At 67.3% G+C, this 21,227-nt stretch carries 19 protein-coding genes; 13 read left to right on the top strand and 6 right to left on the bottom strand.

Going from position 1 to position 21,227, the window contains the following annotated elements; genetic code table 11:
- Nucleotides 1-79: 79 nt before the first annotated feature.
- Complete coding sequence (locus AC14A7_RS08970) at nt 80-448, top strand: DUF6804 family protein (RefSeq protein ID WP_484008267.1); 369 nt, start codon at nt 80-82, stop codon at nt 446-448.
- A gap of 57 nt (nt 449-505) precedes the next feature.
- Here the strand turns inward: AC14A7_RS08970 and AC14A7_RS08965 are convergent, their stop codons facing one another.
- On the bottom strand, nt 506-1,123 hold the full coding sequence (locus AC14A7_RS08965; RefSeq protein ID WP_484008265.1) for a hypothetical protein: 618 nt from the start codon (nt 1,121-1,123) through the stop codon (nt 506-508).
- A gap of 212 nt (nt 1,124-1,335) precedes the next feature.
- On the opposite strand from AC14A7_RS08965, the gene AC14A7_RS08960 reads away from it, so the two are divergent.
- Nucleotides 1,336-3,456 (top strand): DEAD/DEAH box helicase, encoded by a 2,121-nt coding sequence (locus AC14A7_RS08960; RefSeq protein ID WP_484008264.1) that lies wholly within the window; start codon nt 1,336-1,338, stop codon nt 3,454-3,456.
- A gap of 340 nt (nt 3,457-3,796) precedes the next feature.
- Here the strand turns inward: AC14A7_RS08960 and AC14A7_RS08955 are convergent, their stop codons facing one another.
- The 3 genes from AC14A7_RS08955 to AC14A7_RS08945 all read right to left on the bottom strand — a co-directional run bounded on the left by AC14A7_RS08955 (nt 3,797) and on the right by AC14A7_RS08945 (nt 6,899).
- Nucleotides 3,797-4,759, bottom strand: coding sequence for a DUF2510 domain-containing protein (locus AC14A7_RS08955; protein WP_484008262.1), 963 nt, complete (start codon nt 4,757-4,759; stop codon nt 3,797-3,799).
- 155 nt (nt 4,760-4,914) lie between these two features.
- Nucleotides 4,915-6,150, bottom strand: a complete 1,236-nt coding sequence (locus AC14A7_RS08950) for a DUF2510 domain-containing protein (RefSeq protein ID WP_484008260.1) — start codon at nt 6,148-6,150, stop codon at nt 4,915-4,917.
- A 260-nt stretch (nt 6,151-6,410) separates the two neighbouring features.
- A complete protein-coding gene (locus tag AC14A7_RS08945; protein WP_484008258.1) occupies nt 6,411-6,899 on the bottom strand; it encodes a DUF2510 domain-containing protein in 489 nt (162 codons plus the stop codon).
- Between the two features lie 145 nt (nt 6,900-7,044).
- On the opposite strand from AC14A7_RS08945, the gene AC14A7_RS08940 reads away from it, so the two are divergent.
- The 8 genes from AC14A7_RS08940 (at nt 7,045) to AC14A7_RS08905 (ending at nt 15,533) form a co-directional block, all read left to right on the top strand.
- The gene (locus tag AC14A7_RS08940; RefSeq protein ID WP_484008256.1) at nt 7,045-8,916 is read left to right on the top strand and encodes a DUF2207 family protein; all 1,872 of its coding nucleotides are present in this window, start codon (nt 7,045-7,047) and stop codon (nt 8,914-8,916) included.
- Between the two features lie 47 nt (nt 8,917-8,963).
- The gene (locus AC14A7_RS08935; protein WP_484008254.1) at nt 8,964-10,214 is read left to right on the top strand and encodes an anion permease; all 1,251 of its coding nucleotides are present in this window, start codon (nt 8,964-8,966) and stop codon (nt 10,212-10,214) included.
- Nucleotides 10,211-10,429, top strand: a complete 219-nt coding sequence (locus tag AC14A7_RS08930) for a hypothetical protein (RefSeq protein ID WP_484008252.1) — start codon at nt 10,211-10,213, stop codon at nt 10,427-10,429. Before AC14A7_RS08935 ends, AC14A7_RS08930 begins: the two co-directional genes overlap by 4 nt.
- Before the next feature lie 62 nt (nt 10,430-10,491).
- On the top strand, nt 10,492-11,913 hold the full coding sequence (locus AC14A7_RS08925; protein ID WP_484008250.1) for an aspartate ammonia-lyase: 1,422 nt from the start codon (nt 10,492-10,494) through the stop codon (nt 11,911-11,913).
- Nucleotides 11,914-11,988: 75 nt separating this feature from the next.
- Nucleotides 11,989-13,353, top strand: coding sequence for an FAD-binding oxidoreductase (locus AC14A7_RS08920; protein WP_484008248.1), 1,365 nt, complete (start codon nt 11,989-11,991; stop codon nt 13,351-13,353).
- 88 nt (nt 13,354-13,441) lie between these two features.
- A complete protein-coding gene (locus AC14A7_RS08915; protein WP_484008246.1) occupies nt 13,442-14,122 on the top strand; it encodes an MDR/zinc-dependent alcohol dehydrogenase-like family protein in 681 nt (226 codons plus the stop codon).
- Nucleotides 14,123-14,162: 40 nt separating this feature from the next.
- The gene (locus AC14A7_RS08910) at nt 14,163-14,708 is read left to right on the top strand and encodes a carboxymuconolactone decarboxylase family protein (RefSeq protein WP_484008244.1); all 546 of its coding nucleotides are present in this window, start codon (nt 14,163-14,165) and stop codon (nt 14,706-14,708) included.
- A gap of 18 nt (nt 14,709-14,726) precedes the next feature.
- The gene (locus AC14A7_RS08905) at nt 14,727-15,533 is read left to right on the top strand and encodes an SDR family NAD(P)-dependent oxidoreductase (protein ID WP_484008269.1); all 807 of its coding nucleotides are present in this window, start codon (nt 14,727-14,729) and stop codon (nt 15,531-15,533) included.
- Here the strand turns inward: AC14A7_RS08905 and AC14A7_RS08900 are convergent.
- Nucleotides 15,530-16,489 (bottom strand): GlxA family transcriptional regulator, encoded by a 960-nt coding sequence (locus AC14A7_RS08900; RefSeq protein WP_484008242.1) that lies wholly within the window; start codon nt 16,487-16,489, stop codon nt 15,530-15,532. The two genes, AC14A7_RS08905 and AC14A7_RS08900, sit on opposite strands and share 4 nt — an antisense overlap.
- Nucleotides 16,490-16,586: 97 nt before the next feature.
- Here AC14A7_RS08900 and AC14A7_RS08895 point away from each other — a divergent pair, with 97 nt between their 5' ends.
- The 3 genes from AC14A7_RS08895 to AC14A7_RS08885 are packed head-to-tail and all read left to right on the top strand — an operon-like array spanning nt 16,587 to nt 20,053.
- Nucleotides 16,587-17,852 carry an MFS transporter gene (locus tag AC14A7_RS08895; RefSeq protein ID WP_484008240.1) on the top strand — a complete coding sequence of 422 codons (1,266 nt, stop codon included), beginning with the start codon at nt 16,587-16,589 and terminating at the stop codon, nt 17,850-17,852.
- A gap of 26 nt (nt 17,853-17,878) precedes the next feature.
- Nucleotides 17,879-18,826, top strand: coding sequence for a hypothetical protein (locus tag AC14A7_RS08890; RefSeq protein WP_484008238.1), 948 nt, complete (start codon nt 17,879-17,881; stop codon nt 18,824-18,826).
- Nucleotides 18,827-18,835: 9 nt separating this feature from the next.
- Nucleotides 18,836-20,053: a PrsW family intramembrane metalloprotease gene (locus AC14A7_RS08885; RefSeq protein ID WP_484008236.1), complete on the top strand. Its 1,218-nt coding sequence runs from the start codon at nt 18,836-18,838 to the stop codon at nt 20,051-20,053.
- A gap of 125 nt (nt 20,054-20,178) precedes the next feature.
- Here the strand turns inward: AC14A7_RS08885 and AC14A7_RS08880 are convergent.
- Nucleotides 20,179-21,227 (bottom strand): hypothetical protein (locus AC14A7_RS08880; protein WP_484008234.1); only part of this gene is annotated, 1,049 nt, incomplete at its 5' end.

Below are 21,227 nucleotides of genomic sequence, written 5' to 3'. Positions count from 1 at the left end.
CGTCGAGCAGCTCGAGTGGCGGCTCGTCGGGCGGCGGCTCCTCCGGCGGCGGCGGGGGCGGCGGCGGGGGAGGGGGCTGGTGAGCTCGTCCAGGAACGCACAGCGCTACCCGACACCGGAGTTCCGGCGAACCGCGCTCGCACCATCCATTCTCGCGACCGTGGCCCTCCTGGCTGGCGTCGCGGCCATCGGCAGTGACCTCTACCTGCTCATCCAGTTCCTCGTGGCAATCTTCGCGCTCATCGTGGCCGTGTTCGCGTGGCAGGCGCGGCAGTGGTTGTGGCTCCTACTGCTCGTGCCCATCGCGGTCGTGTGGAACCCGATTGTTCCCCTCGGCCTGGAGCGCGACGTGCTGCTCGCCCTGCACTATGTCGCGGCGGTCGTCTTTCTCGCCGCGGGCATCCTCATCAAGGTACGCAACGTCGAGGATCGCAACGCGCGCCGATAGGCACCGAACCTCATAAGCACCGAACCTCATAGGCACCGAACCTCATAGGCACAGAACCTAGACGACATGCCCCTTCGCCCAGTCGATGACCACAGCGTCGGGCTGGTCGCCAAGGCGGGCGTGCAGCTTCGCACCGGGGTAGAGCAGCGGCAGCGCCTCGTCGGGCACGCCGTTGCCGACGACCAGCTGGTAGGGCTTGTCGACGCCCTCGTACGGGGTCAAGGTGAGGGCGTAGACGTCGAGACCCGCGGAGTTCTTGAGCTTCGCACGCTGGCTCTGCACGACGACGACCTTGATCGGTGTGCCGTTCTCCAGCACCCACGCGGCGCTGTCGCGACCCTCGCCCGAAGGCACCGTGACCTCTGGCAGTTCAGATGCCCAGTCGATGAAGACCTTCGAGCCGTCGGCCCTGTCAACGCGTATGGGCAGGACGGCTCCGCCGGCGAGCTGGGGGATGTAGGGCTCCGGAATGCGCTGCACGGTCGTCGCTGCATAGGGGGCGACGTTGTCGATCATCACTCGAAGCGAGATGGTGCACTTGCGTTCTACGAGCCCGTTGCCGGCCTGCACCGTCGTGCCGCTGAGCTCGATGCCCGTAACCTCGCCTCGACCCAGGATTCCGGTCGATAGCACGCTGGCGTCGACCGACCCCGTCAGCTTGTTGAACAGGCCCATTGGCACTCCATCCTCGGATTGCCGCACAGCCTACTGGGAATCGGCGTAGGATGGGTGCAGCGCTTCCTGAGACCACCAACAGCTCCGCAGTTGGGTCTGGTTCCTCATGTCGCGCACCCGGCGGCACAGCAGCCGGTGCACTCGAAGCAAGGGCTCGCCGCCGAAGCTGGCGCCGATAGCCCGCAGCAGCGCCTCATGGCGCAAGGAGGAACATGGCCCAGTCCGGCCAGGGACAGACCCGCCAGCGCAGTGGATCGCGCTCAGGAGCCCAGCGATCCCGTCGCGGAACCGATGACGCCGGCGTCATCCCCGTTCTCGCGCGTGCGGCCCGCGAAGTCGAGACCGCCGTGCAGAAGGGCCCGCTCAAGCCGGCCAACCGTGCGCGGTTCCAGGTGGCGACCCTGCTGCTGCGCGAGGAGCGCGCTCGGGTCAAGACCGACAGCACGCTCACCGACGCCGAGCGCGCCAACGAGCAGAAGCGCCTCGACGGCCTCGCCGGCATCCTTGCGAAGACGGCCGCGCGCGACACGAGCCTCATCGCGATGCTGGGGGAGGACGCGCCAGTGACCGCCGCGGCGAAGGCGATGCGCCGCGACCTGCTGCTCGCCGCCGGTGTCGAGCTCAGCCCCGACGAGCTCATCATCACCACAGAGCCGAAGCCTGTCGACAAGACGGTCGAGAAGCAGGTCGTGCCGCAGTCGGTGCGCCAGATGCAGATGTCGAACCCCTTCCTCGCTCCCGACTTCAGCGCCGTGCAGGCGGCGCCCGTGCAGACAAACCGCCTCGGCAACTGGGAGCTCATCGAACCGTTGTTCCGCTCCTTCGAGTACGGAGCTGGCGGAGGGGCGGCGAGCATGGACCTGCCAGAGGCCCAGTCGCTCACCACGCCGGGCAACCTCGAGCTCATGCGCCACCAGGCGCGGTTCGTCGAAGAGGTCAAGAAGGGCCATCGCACGTTCCTGCTCGCAGACGAGCCCGGACTCGGCAAGACCGCCCAGGCGCTCCTCGCCGCATCCGCGTCGAACTCCTACCCGCTGCTTGTCGTGGTGCCCAACGTCGTCAAGACGAACTGGGCCCGTGAGGTCGAGCTCTGGACCCCGCAGCGCACCGCGACCGTCGTGCACGGCGACGGCAAGGATGTCGACGCGTTCAGCGACGTCGTCATCGTCAACTACGAGGTTCTCGACCGTCACGTCGGCTGGCTCAGCCGCTTCGGCTTCAAGGGCATGGTCGTCGACGAGGCGCACTTCATCAAGAACCTCAAGAGCGAGCGCTCGAAGAACGTGCTCTCGCTCAGCCGCAGCATCCGCGCCTCTCAGCCGCGGGCGCTCATGATCGCCCTTACGGGTACCCCGCTCATCAACGACATCGAGGACTTCCGTGCCATCTGGCAGTTCCTCGGCTGGATCGACGACAAGAAGCCGCTCGCGGCACTCATGGCCAAGCTCGAGGCGACAGGACTCACCCCAGCAGACTTCGGGTTCTTCGCCGAGGCGCGTCAGGCGGTCATCGACATGGGTATCGTCCGGCGCAAGAAGGTCGACGTGGCCGCAGACATTCCCGCGCGCCGCATCGCCGATATCCCGGTCGAACTGGATGACGACCTCGGTCGCTCCATCCGCGCCGCGGAGAGGGCCCTCACCGACCGCCTGGTGACCACCTACCGCCGCGTGAAGGCCCTGAAGCCCGATGCCGCGTTCGAGGATCTCATCCGCGTGGTCGCCCACGCAGAGCTCGAGGAGTCGAAAGCAGCCAAGACCGACGACAACGTCTTCACGATGGTGCGCAAGATCGGCCAGGCCAAGGCTGGCCTCGCTGCCGACTACACCGCGCAGCTCGCGCGAAACGTCGGCAAGGTCGTCTTCTTCGCCAAGCACATCGACGTCATGGATCAGGCGGAGGCGCATTTCGCCAAGGTCGGCATCAAGAGCGTCTCGATCCGTGGCGACCAGAGCGCGAAGGCGCGGCAGGAGGCGATCGACAGCTTCGACTCTGATCCCGAGGTCGCGGTTGTGGTCGCGTCGCTGAGCGCTGCCGGTGTCGGGTTGAACCTGCAGGCGGCATCCAACGTCGTGCTGGCGGAACTCAGCTGGACGAGCGCGGAGCAGACCCAGGCGATCGACCGCGTGCACCGCATCGGACAGGAGCTGCCGGTCACGGCATGGCGCATCATTGCGGCACACACGATCGACGCCAAGATCGCCGAGCTCATCGACAGCAAGGCGGGGCTCGCGGCCAGGGCTCTCGACGGCTCTGACGAGGAGATCGCCGAGGCGAACATTCAGCTGTCCGCGCTCATGAGCCTGCTGCGTGACGCGATCGCCGAAGACTAAGTTTTGCCGTGGGGCTTAATCCCACCGGGCGTGACGCCACAAGTCCCCACAGCGAGGGTGACCCGCACTGGGGGCAGACGGCTGCGCGGCGGAGGCATAGATTCCTTACATGCACTAGTCGGGGGACTAGGGACGACGGTGGTCCAGGGCTGAGAGTGAAATCACGGGGGTGGTTTCGGAATTCTCATTCGGGGCCTACGGCCACCGTCGTCCTAGCATTCGCTCAGCACTCGGCGGGTCGCCGGTGAGGAACCAGCCGGTTAGCCCTGCCTAGCGCACATCGACACTTGCCCTGTCTAGCGCAGCGTCACACCGGCCTCGTCTAGACCACTGGTCCTGTCTAGCGCAGCGTCGACACGAGCGCCGCGAGGCCCGGCACGACGACGTAGGCCATAGCCGCCCCGCCCCACACGAGCAGGCTCGCAACGAGCAGCCAGATGGCTGGGCGGCCTGACGTGCGAGCGACCACGAACGATCGAGCGATGAAGTAGATCGGGCCGAGAATCGCGACGATGCCAGGGACAGTTCGATCGTTGCCGAGCTGTCGCAGTCGAGAGCTGTCGGCGTAGCCGAGCACGATGAGCAGAACGGCGAGCACACCACCGGCGATCGCAACGGTTCCGAGCGTGTAGTAGCTCGACACGTAGGTGGCAACGGCCGCCGCCGCACCGGCGGCGATCACGGGGAGAAGCGCGAGCACCCAGCCCGCGAATGTGTAGCGGCCTACCGGCGCCGCGGACTCGGAGCCGAAGGGCGCTGGCTGCGCGCGAGACTCGGCAGTTGCGGAGGCAGGGGACTGCGCGAACGCCGGCATCGACTGCTCTGCCAACGGGGCAGCGGGGGAGGCGACAGCGTCAAATGCCCCGGGTGCGTCGGGTTGCGTTGGCATGGCATGCCGGGCGACCGGGTGTGCGGTCGGCTGGAATGGCGCGACCTGCTCTGCGACGAAGGGCTCGACGGGCGGCGTGACGGGCGGCGTGACGGCTGCCGGCACCGTCGGCAGGTCTGCTGGCGGCGGGGGTGGCTGCGCGGGAGTCTGGATGGGAACCTGCACTGCCGGCGCCGCGTTCAACAAGTCTGCACGTGGTGCGGGAGGGCTCAGGGGGGATGCCGCTGCTGGCGCGTAGACCGGAATCGCCTCCCCGGCGGCGGCGGCGCGGGTCTGCGGCGTGTAGTTCAGCGTCGGGCGGTACTGGGCGAACTCGTTCGTCCAGGCCGAGCCGTCCCACCATCGCTGCTGAAAGCTGCCCTGGGGGTCGGGATACCACCCAGCGGCGATCTGAGTCGAGGTGTCAAGCGTCATTCCCAGCTACTTCTTCCAGGGTCGGGAGATCGAAAGTGCTGGCTAAGAGTAAACACGTTTCTCTGTGAATAGCCACCACCGACTCGCCCCAGGGCGGGGGCGAAACAGAAAACCGGGAGCCGACTTTCATCGCGCCCCCGGTCTGCTGAGTCTAGCTACTTCTGGAAGACACCCCAGTCGATGACCTGCCACTCGATCCAGCCGTTGGCCCGCTCGAGGGTGACGGTGATGTCGAAGTGGTTTCCGCTGCCGCTGACCGCTGGGCAGATGATCTGCTCTCCCTGAAGCACCGGAGGGGTGTCAGGGCAGTCGAGGGTGAGCTGCGTGGTGCTGATGAGCATGGCGCGGTCGGCCACCGTGTCCTCGATCTGCGCGGAGAACACCGCAGGAAGGAGGGCGATGATGAGGCCAGGGATCGCGACGAAGGATGCGAGGTGCATGACCCCGAGTCCGAACCACACGAGCACAGGGCCGATTCCGTGACCGGTCTCGCGAATAACGGTGCGAGCACGCATCAGGAGGTAGACCGGAGCCGTGAGGAACGCCCAACGCCATGACGCCGGGTGCTCGTAGCCAGCCTGCTTGAGCGACTTGTGATCGAGGTGGGCGAGGGCGATGGCGACGCCGTACGGCACGACCAGGATCGCGACGAAGACGAGGTAGCTGGTGCCCATGCCCAGTGAGGTCAGCAGGAGCAGGCTGACGACGAGCTGGAACAGCGGGATCATGGCGATCGCCCACGCGGGGCCGGTCGCCGACGGGAGCTTGGTGCCCGTCATTGTCGGAGCCAGCTGGTCGGCCGAGTAGCTCGGCGTCTTGATGCGAGAGTTCGTGCGGCGGGTCGCCTTGGCTCCGAAGAGCGCATCGAGCGCCTCTTCTGGTGCCGCTGCCGCCGGCTTGGCATCGAAGATGCGGTCGAAGACGGGGCTGGCGGTCGACGCTGCCGGTGGGAAGACCGACTCGACGATCGGGTCGGGGGTGTACAGCGACTCGGCGGATCCGCCGAAGGTCGGTGCTGCTGCCGGAGCAGCGGGCGCTGCCGGTGCGGCGGCGGCGGGTGCCGGCGGGGTCTCGACGACGGGAGCGCTCGGCACGCCCTGGCTCACCTGGGTGAAAGCGCGGGGCGGCTCGAGCTCGCGAAGCGACTCTGCGGTGGGGATGACGGGCTCGGACGGCGTGCGCTCGGCGCCACTGCGCTCGCGCTCGCGCTCCTCGCGCCGCGTCGGCAGCTCGTCGTCTGCCCAGGCGAACTTCGTGTCCTGCACCACCATTGGCTGGCGCGCGGCAGAAGTCTGCTCCGTCCACGCGTGGTTGTTCCACCAGCGGAGCTGCGGGAGCCCGAGCGGGTCGGGGTACCAGCCGGCCGGGGCGCCAAATAGATCGTCAGACACGATTGCCTTTCTTCCTCGAACGCAAGAATGTTTCGAGTCCTCATGATTATAGGTTTGGCCGTCTCCCGGGCGGAAGAAGGGTACCCACCCCCAGTTCTTGGGGGGAACTGGCGGAATTGCGGGGTTTTTGGGCCCATTCCGGGGGGTGGTGCGGTCTTCGGCGACAGTCTGCAGCGCCGCGGGACGCGACCGCGAATACCCCGCAAAGGATCACCTCTGGGGCTGCGCACGACGCGGCGGTGCCGCGGGGAGACGCGGGACTACGAGAAGTACTTGGGCGGCGTCGACGTGTTCGTCGAGCCAGACGCGTTCGACACCGGCACCGGGATGAGCTCGGGGTTGGTGACCGCGTACTTGGTGTACGCAGCCTCCGGCTGTGCGGCAGCAGCGGTCGCAGCGGCAGCGGCAGCGGGAGCCTGCTTGTAGTTGTTGGTGTAGCCAGCAGCCGGAAGAGTAGGCGTTACGGGCTGCTCGATCATGGATGCCGCGCGCGGGGCCTCGAGAGCGAAGAGCTCGCGAGCCGCAGGGCTCATCGCGGTCGACGGTGCGGCGGCGGGCTCGGCGACGACCTGCACGACGACGGGAGCCTGCTCCTCCGTCTTCCAGGAGAAGTTGGACTGCTGCATGACGAGCGGCTCAGGTGCTGCAGAGACCTGCTCCGTCCAGCCCTCACCGTTCCACCAGCGCAGCTGCGGGTGGCCGAGCGGGTCTGGATACCAGCCGGCTGGGACGGTGTAGTGGTCTGACACGGTTTGATAACCCCCGAGGAGCGAAGAATGGATGTATGACTGCTCACCGTCGAGCCTGTGTCGATTATATGAAATCGCAGGTCAATCCCGCAGTTTTATTTGACGAGAGGTCATCCCCCCTTTCGTGGGGCGCTACTGTGTGGCCATGAAGCGCACTGTCACAGCCGCGCGGGGACTCGTCGCCGCTGTGCTCGCCGGTATCGTCCTGTCCGCTCTCGGCGCGGCATCCGCCGCTACCGCCGACGTGAGCCCGCCCAGCTTCGAGTCCTTCGACGCCGAGTACTTCCTCACCAGGGACGACGACGGCCATGCGCACCTTCGAGTCGTCGAGACGATTGTCGCGCTGTATCCCGACTATGACTACAACAAGGGCTTCTACCGCGATCTGCCGAAGTTCTACCAGGAGATGCCCCTCAACCCGACCGTGATCGACGTCACCGATGACAGAGGGGAGGCGGTGCCGTTCTCCGTGGAGGACTACGACGCCGGAGACGGACTCGACTACAAGTACTCCTCCATCGCGCTCGGCGACGACAGCTACGTCACCGGGCGAAAGACCTACGTGATCGAGTACACCCTCGACAACGTCGTGCAGCACTTCGCCGATGCCGACATCGACGAGTTCTACTGGGATGTCAACGGCACCGACACCGGCAGTGCGATAGGAGCGGTGAGCGTCGTCCTCCACGTCGACGACGAGCTCGTCGACAGCCTGACGGGCGATGCAGCCTGCTACCCCGGCTACTACGCGGAAGACCAGAGCTGCACCGTCGACGTGCTCGACGGCGGCGCGACCCTGCGCACCGCGGTGTCGCAGATGTCTGCCTACGACACCCTCACGATGGCTATCGGATTCGAGGCAGGCACCTTCGTGCCCGGCGAGAAGATAGGCGACAACTGGATCTTCGCCATCCTTCCGCCTGCGCTGCTGGCGGCGTCGGTGCTCGTGCTTCTCTGTGCGCTTCTGGTGCGGTTCGTGCTGTGGCGTGACGCACGGGGACGGGGAATCATCGTTCCCCAGTACTCGGTGCCAGAGGACCACGACATCCTTCTCGCCGCCGACGTGATCGGCCGCGGACATGAGGCGCTCGCCGCGGCATTCATCGACCTCGCCGTTCGCGGCTACGTCGACATCGTCGACCTCGACCCAGACCGGCCGGATGACGACGACCGCTTCGCTCTCGCCTTTCGATCCAAAGACGGCGCGACCAAGCAGGAACTCGCGCTCCTCAAGGCGCTGTTCGACGACTTCACCATCGGGGAGCAGGCCAAGCTCGACTCCCTCGGCGCAGCGGAGGGCGCGGCGCTCTACGCTATGGGGCTTCGAGCACGCGACCGATCCGTTTCTGCGGGGCTCCGAGCGCAGCCGAGTGGCTGGATCGACGTGGCGCTGCGACGAACGATCGTGCCCGTCATCCTCGGATTCGCTGTGGTCTTCATCTGGACCTTCGTCGTCGGCATCGATGCTGGCCCGGTCTTCGGCTGGGGGTTCGCCAGCCTCGGTGCCTATGCGGCGACGGGCGTCGTGCTGACAAAGCCATACCTGCTCACAGCCACGGGCGCCGAGCTGCGCGACTACCTCCTCGGCATGCGCGACTACCTCCAGCTCGCAGAGGAGGACCGCCTTCGCGTGCTGCAGAGTCCGCAGGGTGCCGAGCGGGTCGACACGGCAGACAGGGGGCAGGTCGTGAAGCTGCACGAGAAGCTGCTTCCCTACGCCGTTCTTTGGGACGTCGAGAAGGACTGGGCGAAGGAGCTGGAGGTCGAGTACGCGGGCACCGCCTCCGGCCCGGGGTGGATCACCACCGACCTCAGCACCGTCGACCTCGGCAGAGCACTGGCGAGCTTCTCCCGCGGCAGCATCAGCAGCGTGCGGCCCATTGTCCCGGTGCGTGCGTCCTCCGGGGGTGGCGGCGGCAGCTCGTGGTCTGGCGGATCCTCTAGCTTCTCTAGCGGCTCGAGCGGCGGCGGATTCTCCGGCGGCGGGGGCGGCGGGGGCGGCATGCGGGGCCGATAGTTAACGGGCGGTTAACGAGGGGTTGCAACGGGCTAGGCTGATCCGCAGTGGACATCACAATCATGGTTGCGCTCGTCATCGCGCTGGCCCTCATATTCGACTTCACCAACGGTTTTCATGACACCGCGAACGCGATGGCCACCCCCATCGCGACCGGGGCCCTCAAGCCAAAGACCGCGGTGCTCCTCGCTGCAAGCCTCAACTTCGTTGGGGCGTTCCTCAGCACAGAGGTCGCCAAGACGATCTCCGGCGGCCTTATCAAGGAGGGCGAGGGCGGGGTCATCTTCGGCCCAGAGCTCATCTTCGCCGGCCTCGTCGGCGCCATCCTGTGGAACCTGTTCACCTGGCTGCTCGGCCTCCCGTCGTCGTCGAGCCATGCGCTCTTCGGCGGCCTCATCGGCGCAGCAATCGTCGGCGCGAGTCTCAACGTCGGATCCCTCGACTTCGGCATCATCGACGGCGGAGTCTTCATCTCGAAGATCCTGCTCCCCGCTGCGCTCGCACCCCTGACCGCCGGCCTCGTCGCCTACCTCGCGACGAAGATCGCCTTCGCGGTGACCCGCAAGCGCGAGCGCGACGGATTCAAGCGCGGCCAGGTCTTCACGTCATCCCTCGTCTCGCTCGCCCACGGCACCAACGATGCGCAGAAGACGATGGGCGTCATCACCCTCGCCCTCATCGCGTCGGGAATGCAGGACTCCGGCACCGGCCCAGAGATATGGGTCATCGTGGTCTGCGCGATCGCGATCGCCGCCGGCACGTACATGGGCGGCTGGCGCATCATCAAGACCCTCGGCAAGGGAATCACCGACGTCGAGCCGGCACAGGGCTTCGCGGCTGAGGCAGCGACGACCGCCACCATCCTCGCCTCGTCGACCGTCGGGTTCGCGCTCTCCACCACCCAGGTGGCCTCCGGCTCCGTCATTGGAACCGGTCTCGGGCGCAAGGGCGCATCGGTGCGCTGGCGCACCGCGGGGCGCATCGCCGCCGGATGGGTCATCACCATTCCCGCCGCGGCAACCGTGAGCGGCATCGCGGCCCTCATCGTCAGCTCCGGCGTCATCGGCGTGATCGCCGTCGCGGTGTTCGCCGCGGCTGCCATCCTCTTCATATTCCTCTACTCCCGACGCAACAAGGTCGACCACCGCAACTTCCACGTGCCGGAGCCCGGTGTCTTCGTCGCCCCGAAGGCCAGGCGCAAGAAGAAGCCGAAGCGGGCGCCGAAGCCGATCCAGGTCAAGGCGAAGCAGCAGCCGAAGAAGTCGAGCAAGAAGAAGTCGAAGAAGGGCTCGAAGTGATCCGCTGGGACTTCTTCATCCTCGTGATCGTGTCCTCGCTGGTGTCAGCGGGACTGCTGGTCACGTTGTTCTCGCTCGCACTGCGATTCGGCGACGGTGCCCAGCCATGGCGTCGGTGGGTGTCGATCGCCATGTACGCGCTGTGCGGTCTTCTCGTCGTCGTGGGCATCATCCTCATCGTTCCGGCGCTGCGTTCGACCATTCTCGGGCTCTAGACGCAGGTTTCGTGCCCGTTCGCGCATAGAGAGTGCGCGAGCCGCCGACGTAGGCTGGGGTCGTGACTGGCTGGAGAACAGAGACAGACTCGCTCGGATCGATGGAGATTCCTGCAGACGCGTATTGGGGCATCCACACAGCCCGCGCGCTGGAGAACTTTCCGATCACGCGGCGAGCGATCCAGAACTACCCCGACCTCATCACCGCCCTCGCGCGCGTGAAGCAGGCTGCGGCACGGGCCAACGCCGAGATCGGCGTGCTGAGCCAGGAGAAGGCCGATGTGATCGACCGGGTCTGCGAGGAGATCGTCGGGGGAGCGCTGCACAAGCAGTTCACCGTCGGGGTCATCCAGGGCGGCGCTGGCACGAGCACGAACATGAACACGAACGAGGTCATCGCCAACCGCGGCCTCGAGCTCATGGGCCACTCCTTCGGCGACTACGCCACGCTGCACCCGATCGACGACATCAACCGCAGTCAGAGCACGAACGACGTGTACCCGACCGCGATCAAGCTTGCGATGGTCCTCGGCATCCAGCGCCTCCTCGTCGAGCACCGCCTGCTCACCCACGCGTTCTTCGCCAAGGGCCGGGAGTTCAACGACGTTCTCAAGATCGGCCGAACCCAGCTGCAGGACGCCGTGCCGATGACCCTCGGACAGGAGTTCCGCGGATTCGCGCACACGCTGGAGGAGGACTACGACCGGCTGGCCGAGGTCATGCCGCTGCTCAATGAGATCAACATGGTCGCGACGGCGATCGGCACGGGCATCACCGCTGATCCGCGGTACGCCGAGGCCGTGCGGCGCCACCTCGTCGAGCTCACCGGCATCGAGATGGTGACCTCTCCAGACCTCATCGAGGCCACCTCCGACACCGGCGTATACATGACGCTGAGCGGCACCCTCAAGCGCGCCGCCGTCAAGCTCTCGAAGATCTGCAACGACCTTCGCCTCACCTCGAGTGGCCCACAGGCTGGGCTCGGCGAGATATTCCTTCCCGCGCGTCAGGCCGGGTCGAGCATCATGCCGGGCAAGGTCAACCCGGTCATCCCGGAGGTCGTCAACCAGGTGGCCTTCAGCATCATCGGCGCGGATGCGACGGTGACGGCGGCGGCGGAGGGTGGCCAGCTGCAGCTGAACGCCTTCGAGCCCGTGATCGCCCACAGCATCCTGCAGTCACTCGCCTGGCTCACCAAGGCCTGCTACACGCTGCGGGTCAACTGTGTCGACGGCATCACGGCCAACTACACGCGCCTCGCCGCGCAGGTCGAGACCTCGGTCGGCGTTGTCACCGCGCTCACTCCGTACATCGGCTACGCGGCGGCGGCATCCCTCGCCCATACCGCGCTCACCACCAATGAGTCGATCGCCGACCTCGTCGTCTCGAGCGGGCTCATGCAGGCAGAGGATGTCGCCAGGGTGCTCTCGCCAGAGAAGCTCTCTGGCATGGTGCCCATGTCGGGCACGCTGACGCTTCCCTGAATGCTGCTATTCCAGCGAATCCGCACGGTAGTCGCAGCGCACTGTCGGCCCTGCCCCGCCGAATAGGCTTGCACCGTGCCCGACGTCGTCTCTCAGCTCCACGCCGCCCTCGGCGACCGTGTCTCCACCGAGCTGGGGCAGCTCGAGGCCGCTCGCGCCGACCGCTCCGGGCATGTGTCGGCTGGTGTTCCGCTGGCCGTCGTGCACGCTGCATCGATCGCGGATGTGCAGCAGGTCATGCGCATCGCGACACAGACGAGAACGCCCGTCGTCACCCGCGGCGCCGGAACCGGGCTCGCCGGAGCCGCCAACGCCGGGCCGGGCGAGATCGTGCTCTCCACGCTGGCGATGAACCGGGTGCTGGAGGTATCGGCCGACGACGAGATCGCCGTCGTCGAGCCGGGTGTCATCAACGGCGACCTCAACGACCTGCTCGCCGAGAGCGGCCTGTGGTTCGCTCCAGACCCGGCGAGCCGCGCGATCTCGACGATCGGCGGCAACATCGCCACGAACGCCGGCGGACTGCTGTGCGCGAAATACGGCGTGACGCGCGATGCCGTCATCGGGCTCACCGTCGTGCTCGCCGACGGCAGGCTGCTCGAGCTCGGCCGACGCACGGTCAAGGGCGTCACCGGCCTCGACCTCACGGCGCTCATGATCGGCTCCGAGGGACTGCTCGGCGTGGTGGTCGGCGCGACGCTGCGCCTTCGGCACATCGACCCTGCGCCGATCTCGACGATCGGCGCCTACTTCGCGACGGTCGAGTCGGCGGCGCGGGCGGCATCCGTCATCTCCTCCTCTGGAATCCGCCCCGCGATCATGGAGCTGATCGACCGCCCGGCGCTCTCCGCGATCGCCGCACACCTCGGTCTCGAGGTTCGGGAGGACGCCTATCTCCTTGTGCGCTGCGACGGAGCGGCGGCGGCGGCAGAGGCAGAGGGGGCCCTTGGCATCATCCGCTCCCTTGGCGGGGAGGCGGAGCTCTCGACGGATTCGGCACATGGCGAGAGCCTGCTGGCGATCCGGCGCGCGTTCCACCCCGCGATGGTCGCCAAGGGAACCGTGCTCATCGAGGACATCTGCGTTCCCCGCAGCGCCCTTCCTGCAATGTTCGGCGCTATTGAGCAGATCGGTAGGCGGTTCGGACTCGAGATCCCGACGGTCGCCCACGCCGGCGACGGCAACCTCCACCCCAACTTCGTGTTCGAACCCGATGCGAGCCAGGAGAACGGCGTGCCGGAGAACGTGTGGAAGGCGGCCGACGAGCTGTTCCTCGCCGCCCTCCGGCTTGGCGGAACGCTCACGGGAGAGCACGGCGTTGGCATCCTCAAGCGCCGCTGGCTCGGTGACGAGCTCGGCGACACGCAGCTCGAGCTGCAACGGCAGCTCAAGGCGGTATTCGACCCGCTCGGAATCCTCAACCCCGGCAAGGTGTACTAGGCGCACAGCGGGAATACGGCGGGTGACCAGCCGGTTTACACCATTGGTTGAGAGCATCTTCCCAAGGCTCCAGCCGAGGAGAGAGACCGTGAGCAACACCACCCGAACCACGAGCACCCCCGCGCGCCCGTCGCGCCGCCGCAGCACCGTCGAGCGTCCCCGCGAGGGCCAGGTGCGCATCCGTCTCGGTGCACTCGGCCTCAGCAGCCTCGGAGTGCAGGCCATCGGTCGCGTCGAGGCCGTCGGCCCGGAGGCCGCGGGCTTCGCGCCCGGCGATCGTGTCGCATACAAGTTCAGCGCGGCAACGCCAGGACTCAGCCACATCGTCGGCGAGCGGGACCTCATCGGCTTTCCCAAGGACGTGGCGATCGAGAAGGCCGCCGCGCTTCTTCCTCTCGGGCTGGTCGCCCGCGTCATCGTCAAACAGCTGCACTCCGTCGGCCGCGGTAACCGCGTGAGCGTCGCGAGCGACGGCAGCGGAGCGGACGCCTTTGTGCGTGCGTGGGCTGAGCACCTTGGCGCGATCATCGTGCCGGAGGGCTCCGCCGGTGTCGACGTTGCGATCACCGCGGAGGATTACACGGCTGCACGCATGCTGCGCAACAGCCACGGCATCGCGCAGCTCGCCGCATCCGACGTGTTCCAGGCGGTTCGCGGTGGAGTCTTCGACGGGCTCGCCATTGCCAGCTACCCGCTCAGCGACGCCGCGAAGGCCAAGTCGGCCTTCGAGGAGCGCTCGAGCGGACCGGTCGTGCTGCTTGCCGCGTAACCACCGGTAACGACACCGCCGTGGTTCTAGGCTGGGCAGCATGACCTTCCTGCCCATCACGAGCTATGAGAACCTCGACGACGAGGCCAAGGCTGCGGCCGACTACCAGGTCGCGACATACGGCGGTCGCATCACCAACATGAAGGCGACGCTGCTCGGCCACGTACCGAGTTTCAAGGCCTACATGGAGTGGTACGTGCTCAAGGAGGAGCTCGCCCCCTTCATCGGCGAGCGGGCGGTCTCGCTCTTCTCGTATGCGATCTCCGAGGCGAACGACTGCCTCGTCTGCTCTGTCTTCTTCCGCAAGATCCTCATCGACTCCGGCGAGGATGTCGACGATCCGCAGGTCACCCCAGCCGAGCAGCTGCTGATGGACTGGGGCCGCCTCATCGCCCGGTCGCCTGGCGAGATTCCGGAGTCGATGTACGCGCAGCTCGAGGAGACCTTCAACCCGAAGCTTCGCCTCATTCTCGTGGCGTTCGCCGGGCAGATGGTGGCGACCAACCTGGTCAACACCGTCGGCCGCGTGCCGCTCGACGAGGTGCTGTACGACTATAGGAAGCCGGGCGATGACCGGCTTCAATAAGCACAGCGCCGGTTCGTGATGTTCGACTTCTCTGGAAGGGTCGCCTTCGTCACCGGCGCGGCCCACGGCCAGGGCAGAGCCGTCGCCCTCGCGCTCGCGGCTGCCGGAGCCGACATCGTCGGCTTCGACGTGGCAGCGAAGATCGAGTACCCCGCCTACGCGCAGGGCAGCTCGGCAGAGCTCGACTCGCTCCGGGCCGAGGTCGAGCTGCTCGGTCGGCGGGCACTCGTGTTCAGCGGAGACGTTCGCGACGCGATTGCCATTCAGGAGGCCGTTGACGCGACGATGGCGGAGTTCGGCCGCATCGACATCCTGTTCAACAACGCCGGCATCGTCGCCTACGCTGCGGCCGACGAGATGACAGAGCTCGAGTGGGACTCGATGATCGACATCAACCTCAAGGGGCCGTTCCTCGTTGCCCGCGCCGTCATCCCGCACCTGAAGGCCGCGAAGCGCGGTGTCATCATCAACAACTCGAGCGTTATGGGGCTGCGCGGCGGCAACCGTCTCTCGCACTATGTCGCCTCGAAGCACGGCCTCACGGGGCTGACCAAGGCGTGGGCGATCGAGCTCGCGCCGTTCGGAATCCGGGTGGTCAGTATCCATCCCACCGGTGTCAACACGCCGATGAACGACGGGCTCGCCGAGCTCGAGGGCGCGACCGCGATCGAGATCGCCGAGCGCAGCGCCGGCAACCTGCTGCCAGGGGTGCCCTGGATAGAGACACAGGATGTCGCCGAGCTGGTGCTCTACCTCGCCAGCGACCGCGCCCGCTTCGCCACCGGTGCGCAGTTCACTCTCGATGCAGGTCTGCTCACCCGCTAGAGAGTCTCAGGGCGGTACACCCGCCGGTACTCGGTCGGCGTCTGCCCGAACCGCCGCTGAAACTGCGAGCGAAGGTGCGTCGCGCTGCCGAGCCCGCTCGCTCGCGCCACCTCGTCGACGAAGAGGTCGGTCGACTCGAGCAGCTCCCGCGCCACGAGCAGCCGCTCTGCGGTGATCCACGCCGCCGGGCTCGTGCCGGTGCGCTCGCGGAAGCGACGGTTGAAGGTGCGCTCGCTCATCATCGCCCGGCGCGCGAGGGTGGCAACGTCGAGGGGCGTCGTGACGTTCTCGCTCGCCCACGCGAGCACGCGGGCGAGGCGCTCGCCGTCGTCATCCATGCGCTCCCGCTCGATGAACTGCGCCTGGCCGCCGTGCCGTGTCGGGGCGACTACGAGGCTTCGCGACGCGTCGTTGGCGACCGCGATGCCGTGGTCGCTGCGCACGATGTGGAGGCACAGGTCGATGCCAGCGGCGACGCCGGCGGAGCTGAGCACCCCGTCGTCGACGTAGAGCACGTCGGGTTCGAGGCTGACCTCGGGAAAGAGAGCGCGGAACTCGGCTGACCTCTTCCAGTAGGTCGTCGCGCGACGCCCGTCGAGGAGGCCGGCAGAGGCGAGCACGAAGGCTCCAGTGCAGATCGACACCATGCGAGCGCCGCGCTCGCTCGCCGCGTGCAGGGCCGCGCGCAGGCGCTCGTCGATGTGCGGGGCGCTCTCGCGTGCCTCGATGCCCGGCGCGACGATGACGGTGTCGGCGGTGGCGACGATGGAGAGGTCGTGCTCGACGAGCACGCTGTACCCGGCGCTCGTGGTCACCGCGGTGCCGTCGATGCTGCACACGCGCACGCGGTACGCGTCCTCTCCGGCGAGCGCTACGGAGCCGAATACCTGGGCCGGGATGGCGAGGTCGAAGGCGTTCGACTGGCCGAGGGCGATGACGGCGATCTCGTGGGTCACGGCATCCTCTCCCCGTTGTCTGTTTGTCGCGCAATTGTGGCGGAATGGTTTCGATCGAAGCCTATTGCGCCACGGCCGCGTCCACGATACTCGAACGGTGAGCACCGAGACGAGAACCCGCAGGATCCACCCGGCCTGGATCGTCGCGGGGGTCGCCTTCCTCGCGCTCGTCGGTGCGGCCGGCTTCCGCGCTGCTCCAAGCGTGCTCATGCTGCCGCTCGAGGAGGAGTTCGGCTGGACGCGCACCCAGCTCTCCATCGCCGTCACCGTCAACCTCCTGCTCTACGGGCTGATGGCGCCGTTCGCCGCCGCCCTCATGGCGCGGTTCGGGCTGAGACGGGTGACCAGCATCGCCCTGCTCTTCGTCGCCGCCGGGTCAGCGCTCAGCATCTTCGCGACACAGCAGTGGCAGCTGGTGCTGTGCTGGGGTGTGCTCATCGGCCTCGGCACGGGGTCGATGGCACTGGTTTTCGCCGCAACGGTCGCCAGCAACTGGTTCGTCCGCAGCCGCGGCCTCGTCGTCGGCGTGCTGACGGCTGGCAGCGCGACCGGCCAGCTCGCCTTCCTCCCGTTCATCGCGATCCTCGTCGAGAACCAGGGATGGCGGCAGGCGTCGCTGCTCGTCGCGGCCGGTGCCCTGCTCGTCGTTCCGCTCGTGCTCGCCTTCCTTCGCAACCACCCGGTCGACATCGGGATGACGCCGTACGGCGCCCCAGACGACTACGAGTACCAGCCGCCCGCCCGCGGCAATGCGGCGAAGCTCGCGGTCGCCACCCTCGCTCGCGCTGCCAAGGTGCGCACCTTCTGGGCGCTCGTCGCCGGCTTCGCCATCTGCGGTGCGACGACGAACGGGCTCGTCGGCACTCACTTCATCCCGAGTGCCCACGACCACGGCATGCCGGAGACGACGGCGGCCGGCCTGCTCGCCCTCGTCGGCATCTTCGACATCATCGGCACCATCGCCTCCGGCTGGCTGACCGATCGCATCAACCCGCGAATCCTGCTCGCCGCCTACTACGGGTTCCGTGGTCTCGGCCTCCTCGTGCTCCCGTTCCTGCTCAGCGCGACGGTCGAGCCACCGATGATCCTCTTCATCGTCATCTACGGGCTCGACTGGGTCGCCACGGTTCCCCCGACGGTCGCGCTGTGCCGCGAGGTGTTCGGCAAGGACGGCCCGATCGTCTTCGGGTGGGTGTTCGCCTCCCACCAGGTGGGCGCTGCCATCGCGGCCTTCGTTGCCGGAAGCGTCAGGGACGCCACGGGGGAGTACACGATCGCCTGGTTCGGCGCGGCTGCGCTCTGCCTCGTCGCCGCCGCGGTCAGCGCAGGAATCACCCGCAGGAAGCTCGCCCTCGCCGCGTGAGCGAGCGCACGCGGTAGGGTCGCAGAGTGGAAAGCCTGCTCGAGATCGCCCTCACCGTGCTGTTGTACTGCTTCCTCGTCTGGGTGCTGTTCTTCGCACTCCAGCTCTCCGACCTGTTCGCGAGTCTCGTCGACCTGCGCGGCGCGCACGACTACCGGTTGAAGAACCGCGCCGCGCGGCGCCGGGTCACCGAGTACTTCTGGTCGATTCCGGTGGTCGTGACGCTTGGACTCTTCTTCGCGCTGGGAATCGACTACGCCGGCCGGCTGCTCTTCGACGAGAGCCGCACGCGCGACGGGCTGATCGTGCTCAGCATCCTTCTCTTCGTGTCATTCGGCGCCGGTATCGGCATCGTCTTCGCGCTCGGCCGTGCAGAGGCGACGAGCTACGCGGTGCTGCGCGAGAACCTGCAGGAGGATGCCGGACTGCGTCTCACGCGCGGCCAGCTCGAGACCATCCGCGCGCAGCTGGAGGAGGTGGATGCCAAGCAGCGCCACATCCGCCTCGGCGTTCGCGACAGGGCCGGCATGCGCCGCACCCGCGCGGAGCTCAAGGATCTCGCCGACCGCTTTCGCGCGGTTCCGCCGTCGGGACTCCAGGCGGTCGGGTTCATCGGCTGGCCATACGCCTGGGCATACCTCTGGCGCGGCAATGTGCTGCGCGCCGTGCCGCCGCTGCTCTCCCTTATCTCGTTCCTCCTCGCTGTCGCCATCGCGATCGGATCTGCCGATGCGACGAGCGCATGGCTGCCCGCGGCGCTGCTTCTCGCCTTCGTCGTCAGCTCCGGCCTGGCCATCGTCAGCGCGCGCGCCTCGCTCGCGTCTAAGACCGCATGGCACGCGGTGTACCTCAAGCAGCGCTCCGAGGTGGAGGACCTGCTCATCGAGCTGGAGAAGGCGGCGCGCAAGGGCGTTGTCGGCCTCGGCGACCGGGTGACCCGGGCGCTGCAGATCCTGCGCGAGCAGCAGCAGTAAGGAGACCCGGTGTCCGATCCCGTCAGCACGAGCCTTGCCCACGCTCCGCAGAGCGTCGAGCGCGCCGCATATGCGAATCCCGGGCCTGCGACCGCGGGTCGATCCACAGCCCCGCGCAGCCTGTTCGTTCCCGCCCTTATCGGCTTCCTGATCCTGGGTGTGGTCGCCCTCGCCGTGATCGGCTTCCTCTTCATCGCCTTGGGGGCCGGAGTGGTCGCGATCGGCGGGATCATGGCGCTCGTTCCCCTCTTCATCGTGCTGTTCGGCATTCGCTTGATCGACCGATGGGAGCCAGAGCCGCGCAGTGCACTGCTCTTCGCCTTCCTGTGGGGAGCCGCCGCGTCGGTGTTCGTGGCACTCGTTGTCGGACTCGTTGCAGAGGAGGCCCTCGTCTCAGCGGGAACGACGGATGCAGCGGCCGAGTTCATCGGCGCCGTGATCCAGGCTCCGATCGTCGAAGAGCTTGCCAAAGGCTTCGGCGTGCTCCTGATCTTCCTTGTCGCGCGCAAGCACTTCGACGGTCCTGTTGACGGCGTCGTCTATGCCGCGACGGTGGCAGCCGGATTCGCCTTCACGGAGAACATCCTCTATTTCGGGGCGGAGCTCGATGGCGGGGAGGGTTCGTCTGTCGTCGGGGTGTTCATCATCCGCGGCATCATGTCGCCGTTCGCCCACGCGATGTTCACGCTCTGCACCGGCTTCGCGATTGGACTCGCGGCCAGGCGCCGTGGCATGCTGCCGGGCATCCTCGCCTTTGTGATCGGTGTCGTCCCGGCGATGGCGCTGCACGCGCTCTGGAACGGCGCGACCTTCGTGGTCGGCGACGACTTCTTGCTCTACTACGTGGTCGTGCAGGTTCCCCTCTTTGTCGGGGCGATTCTGCTCGTGGTTGCCCTGCGTCGACACGAGGCTCGGCTCACGAAGAGCCGCCTCGACGAGTACGCGGCCGCCGGCTGGTTCAACCCCGACGAGACGGCTGCCCTCGCGACGCCGCGCGGCAGGAGCCAGGCGCTCGCGTGGGCCTCCCGCCACGGGCTGCGGTCGGTCATGCGCGGATACATCTCAGACGCAACCCGGCTCGCGTTCGTTCGCCAGCGCATCATCATCGGCCATGACGTCGTCGGCGCTCAGGTCGAGGAAGCCGCGGTTCTCGCCTCGATCGTGACACGACGGGACGCCCTGCAGTCGCAGGTGCTCGCGGTCACCTCGCCGCAGCCCCTGGCCTAGCCAGCGTCACGGGAGGCGCCGGCCTGGTGGGTCGTCCCTCTGTCAACCACAAGGCCGGCGCTCTCGCGCACCCCCCGATGCGCCGCCGTGCCAATGATTCGGAGTGCGTGCCAGACCCGATGGGTCTAGTTGCCGGCACCCATGAGCTGGGGCAGCAGCCAGATGAGTCCAAAGACGACGGAGAACACGATGGCCGCCACCGGCACGCCCCTGGCAAGCCGCTGGCCCTTCGGGGCGACCACGTTGGCGGCGAACGAGCCGACGCGCTCGTCGACGTATCGGTCGGTCTGCGAGAGGGTCTTCGCCCCGACAGTGTCGATGATGCGGAATAGGCGCTGATAGACCGCCGGACTGGTCGGATCGAACGTGCTCGATGAGTACACGAACATCCAGTCGTCGACGATCTCGACATCGAATGGCGCTGCCTCGTCGATGAGCAGTGCCATGAGGTCGGGAGTGAACACGTAGAGGGCGTCGCGTTCGTACTCCTTGGGGCAGTACAGGGTGAAGTGCGTGTTGAAGTCGCCTTCGAGCGAGAGCACCTGGTCCTTCGCGAACGTGGCAGGGAGGTTGGTGCCGAACCAGCTGTTGTTGGCCGCCGAGTCGAGCACCATGTGGGGCAGTCGCCGGTCGAGGTGCATCGCAAGGAATCCCCAGTTGTGCGTCGTGCTGTTCTTGCCGCTTCCCGTCACGTACTGATAGTTGCCCATGTCGAGAAACCGGGCGCTCGAGGAGCGAAGGTGGTCGAGAGCCTTGCGGGATCGACCCTGGCCGAAGATCGAGCCGGGGTAGTGCGGGTCGGGGGAGGAGGGGGAGTACGCGAGCTGGTTCGCGGCAGCGAAGCGCGACAGCCGCATCCACTTCTCCCAGCGGCGCATTCCGAAGACGGAGCGCAAGGCCGCGACCGCGATCGCGATGAGTCCGGCGAGGAAGAGCAGCGGGAAGATGACGCCGACGAGCCCGATCGGGCTGCCGCTGCGGGCGAAGGCCTCGGCCGAGATCGACACGAAGGTGCCGACCATGGTGATCGCGATGATGCCGATCACGAGCCCCGCGCATCCGACCGCGACACCCTGCAGCACAGCGCCGTTCCCCCAGGTGACGCCAGCGGCACGGGACTCCGCCTTGAACGCGGCCACCTCCTGCTTCGTGGTCGGCGCGATGAGGGCGGTGT

It is taken from the genome of Conyzicola sp. (genome assembly GCF_057073975.1).
This window is presented reverse-complemented; position numbering and strand designations above follow the sequence as displayed.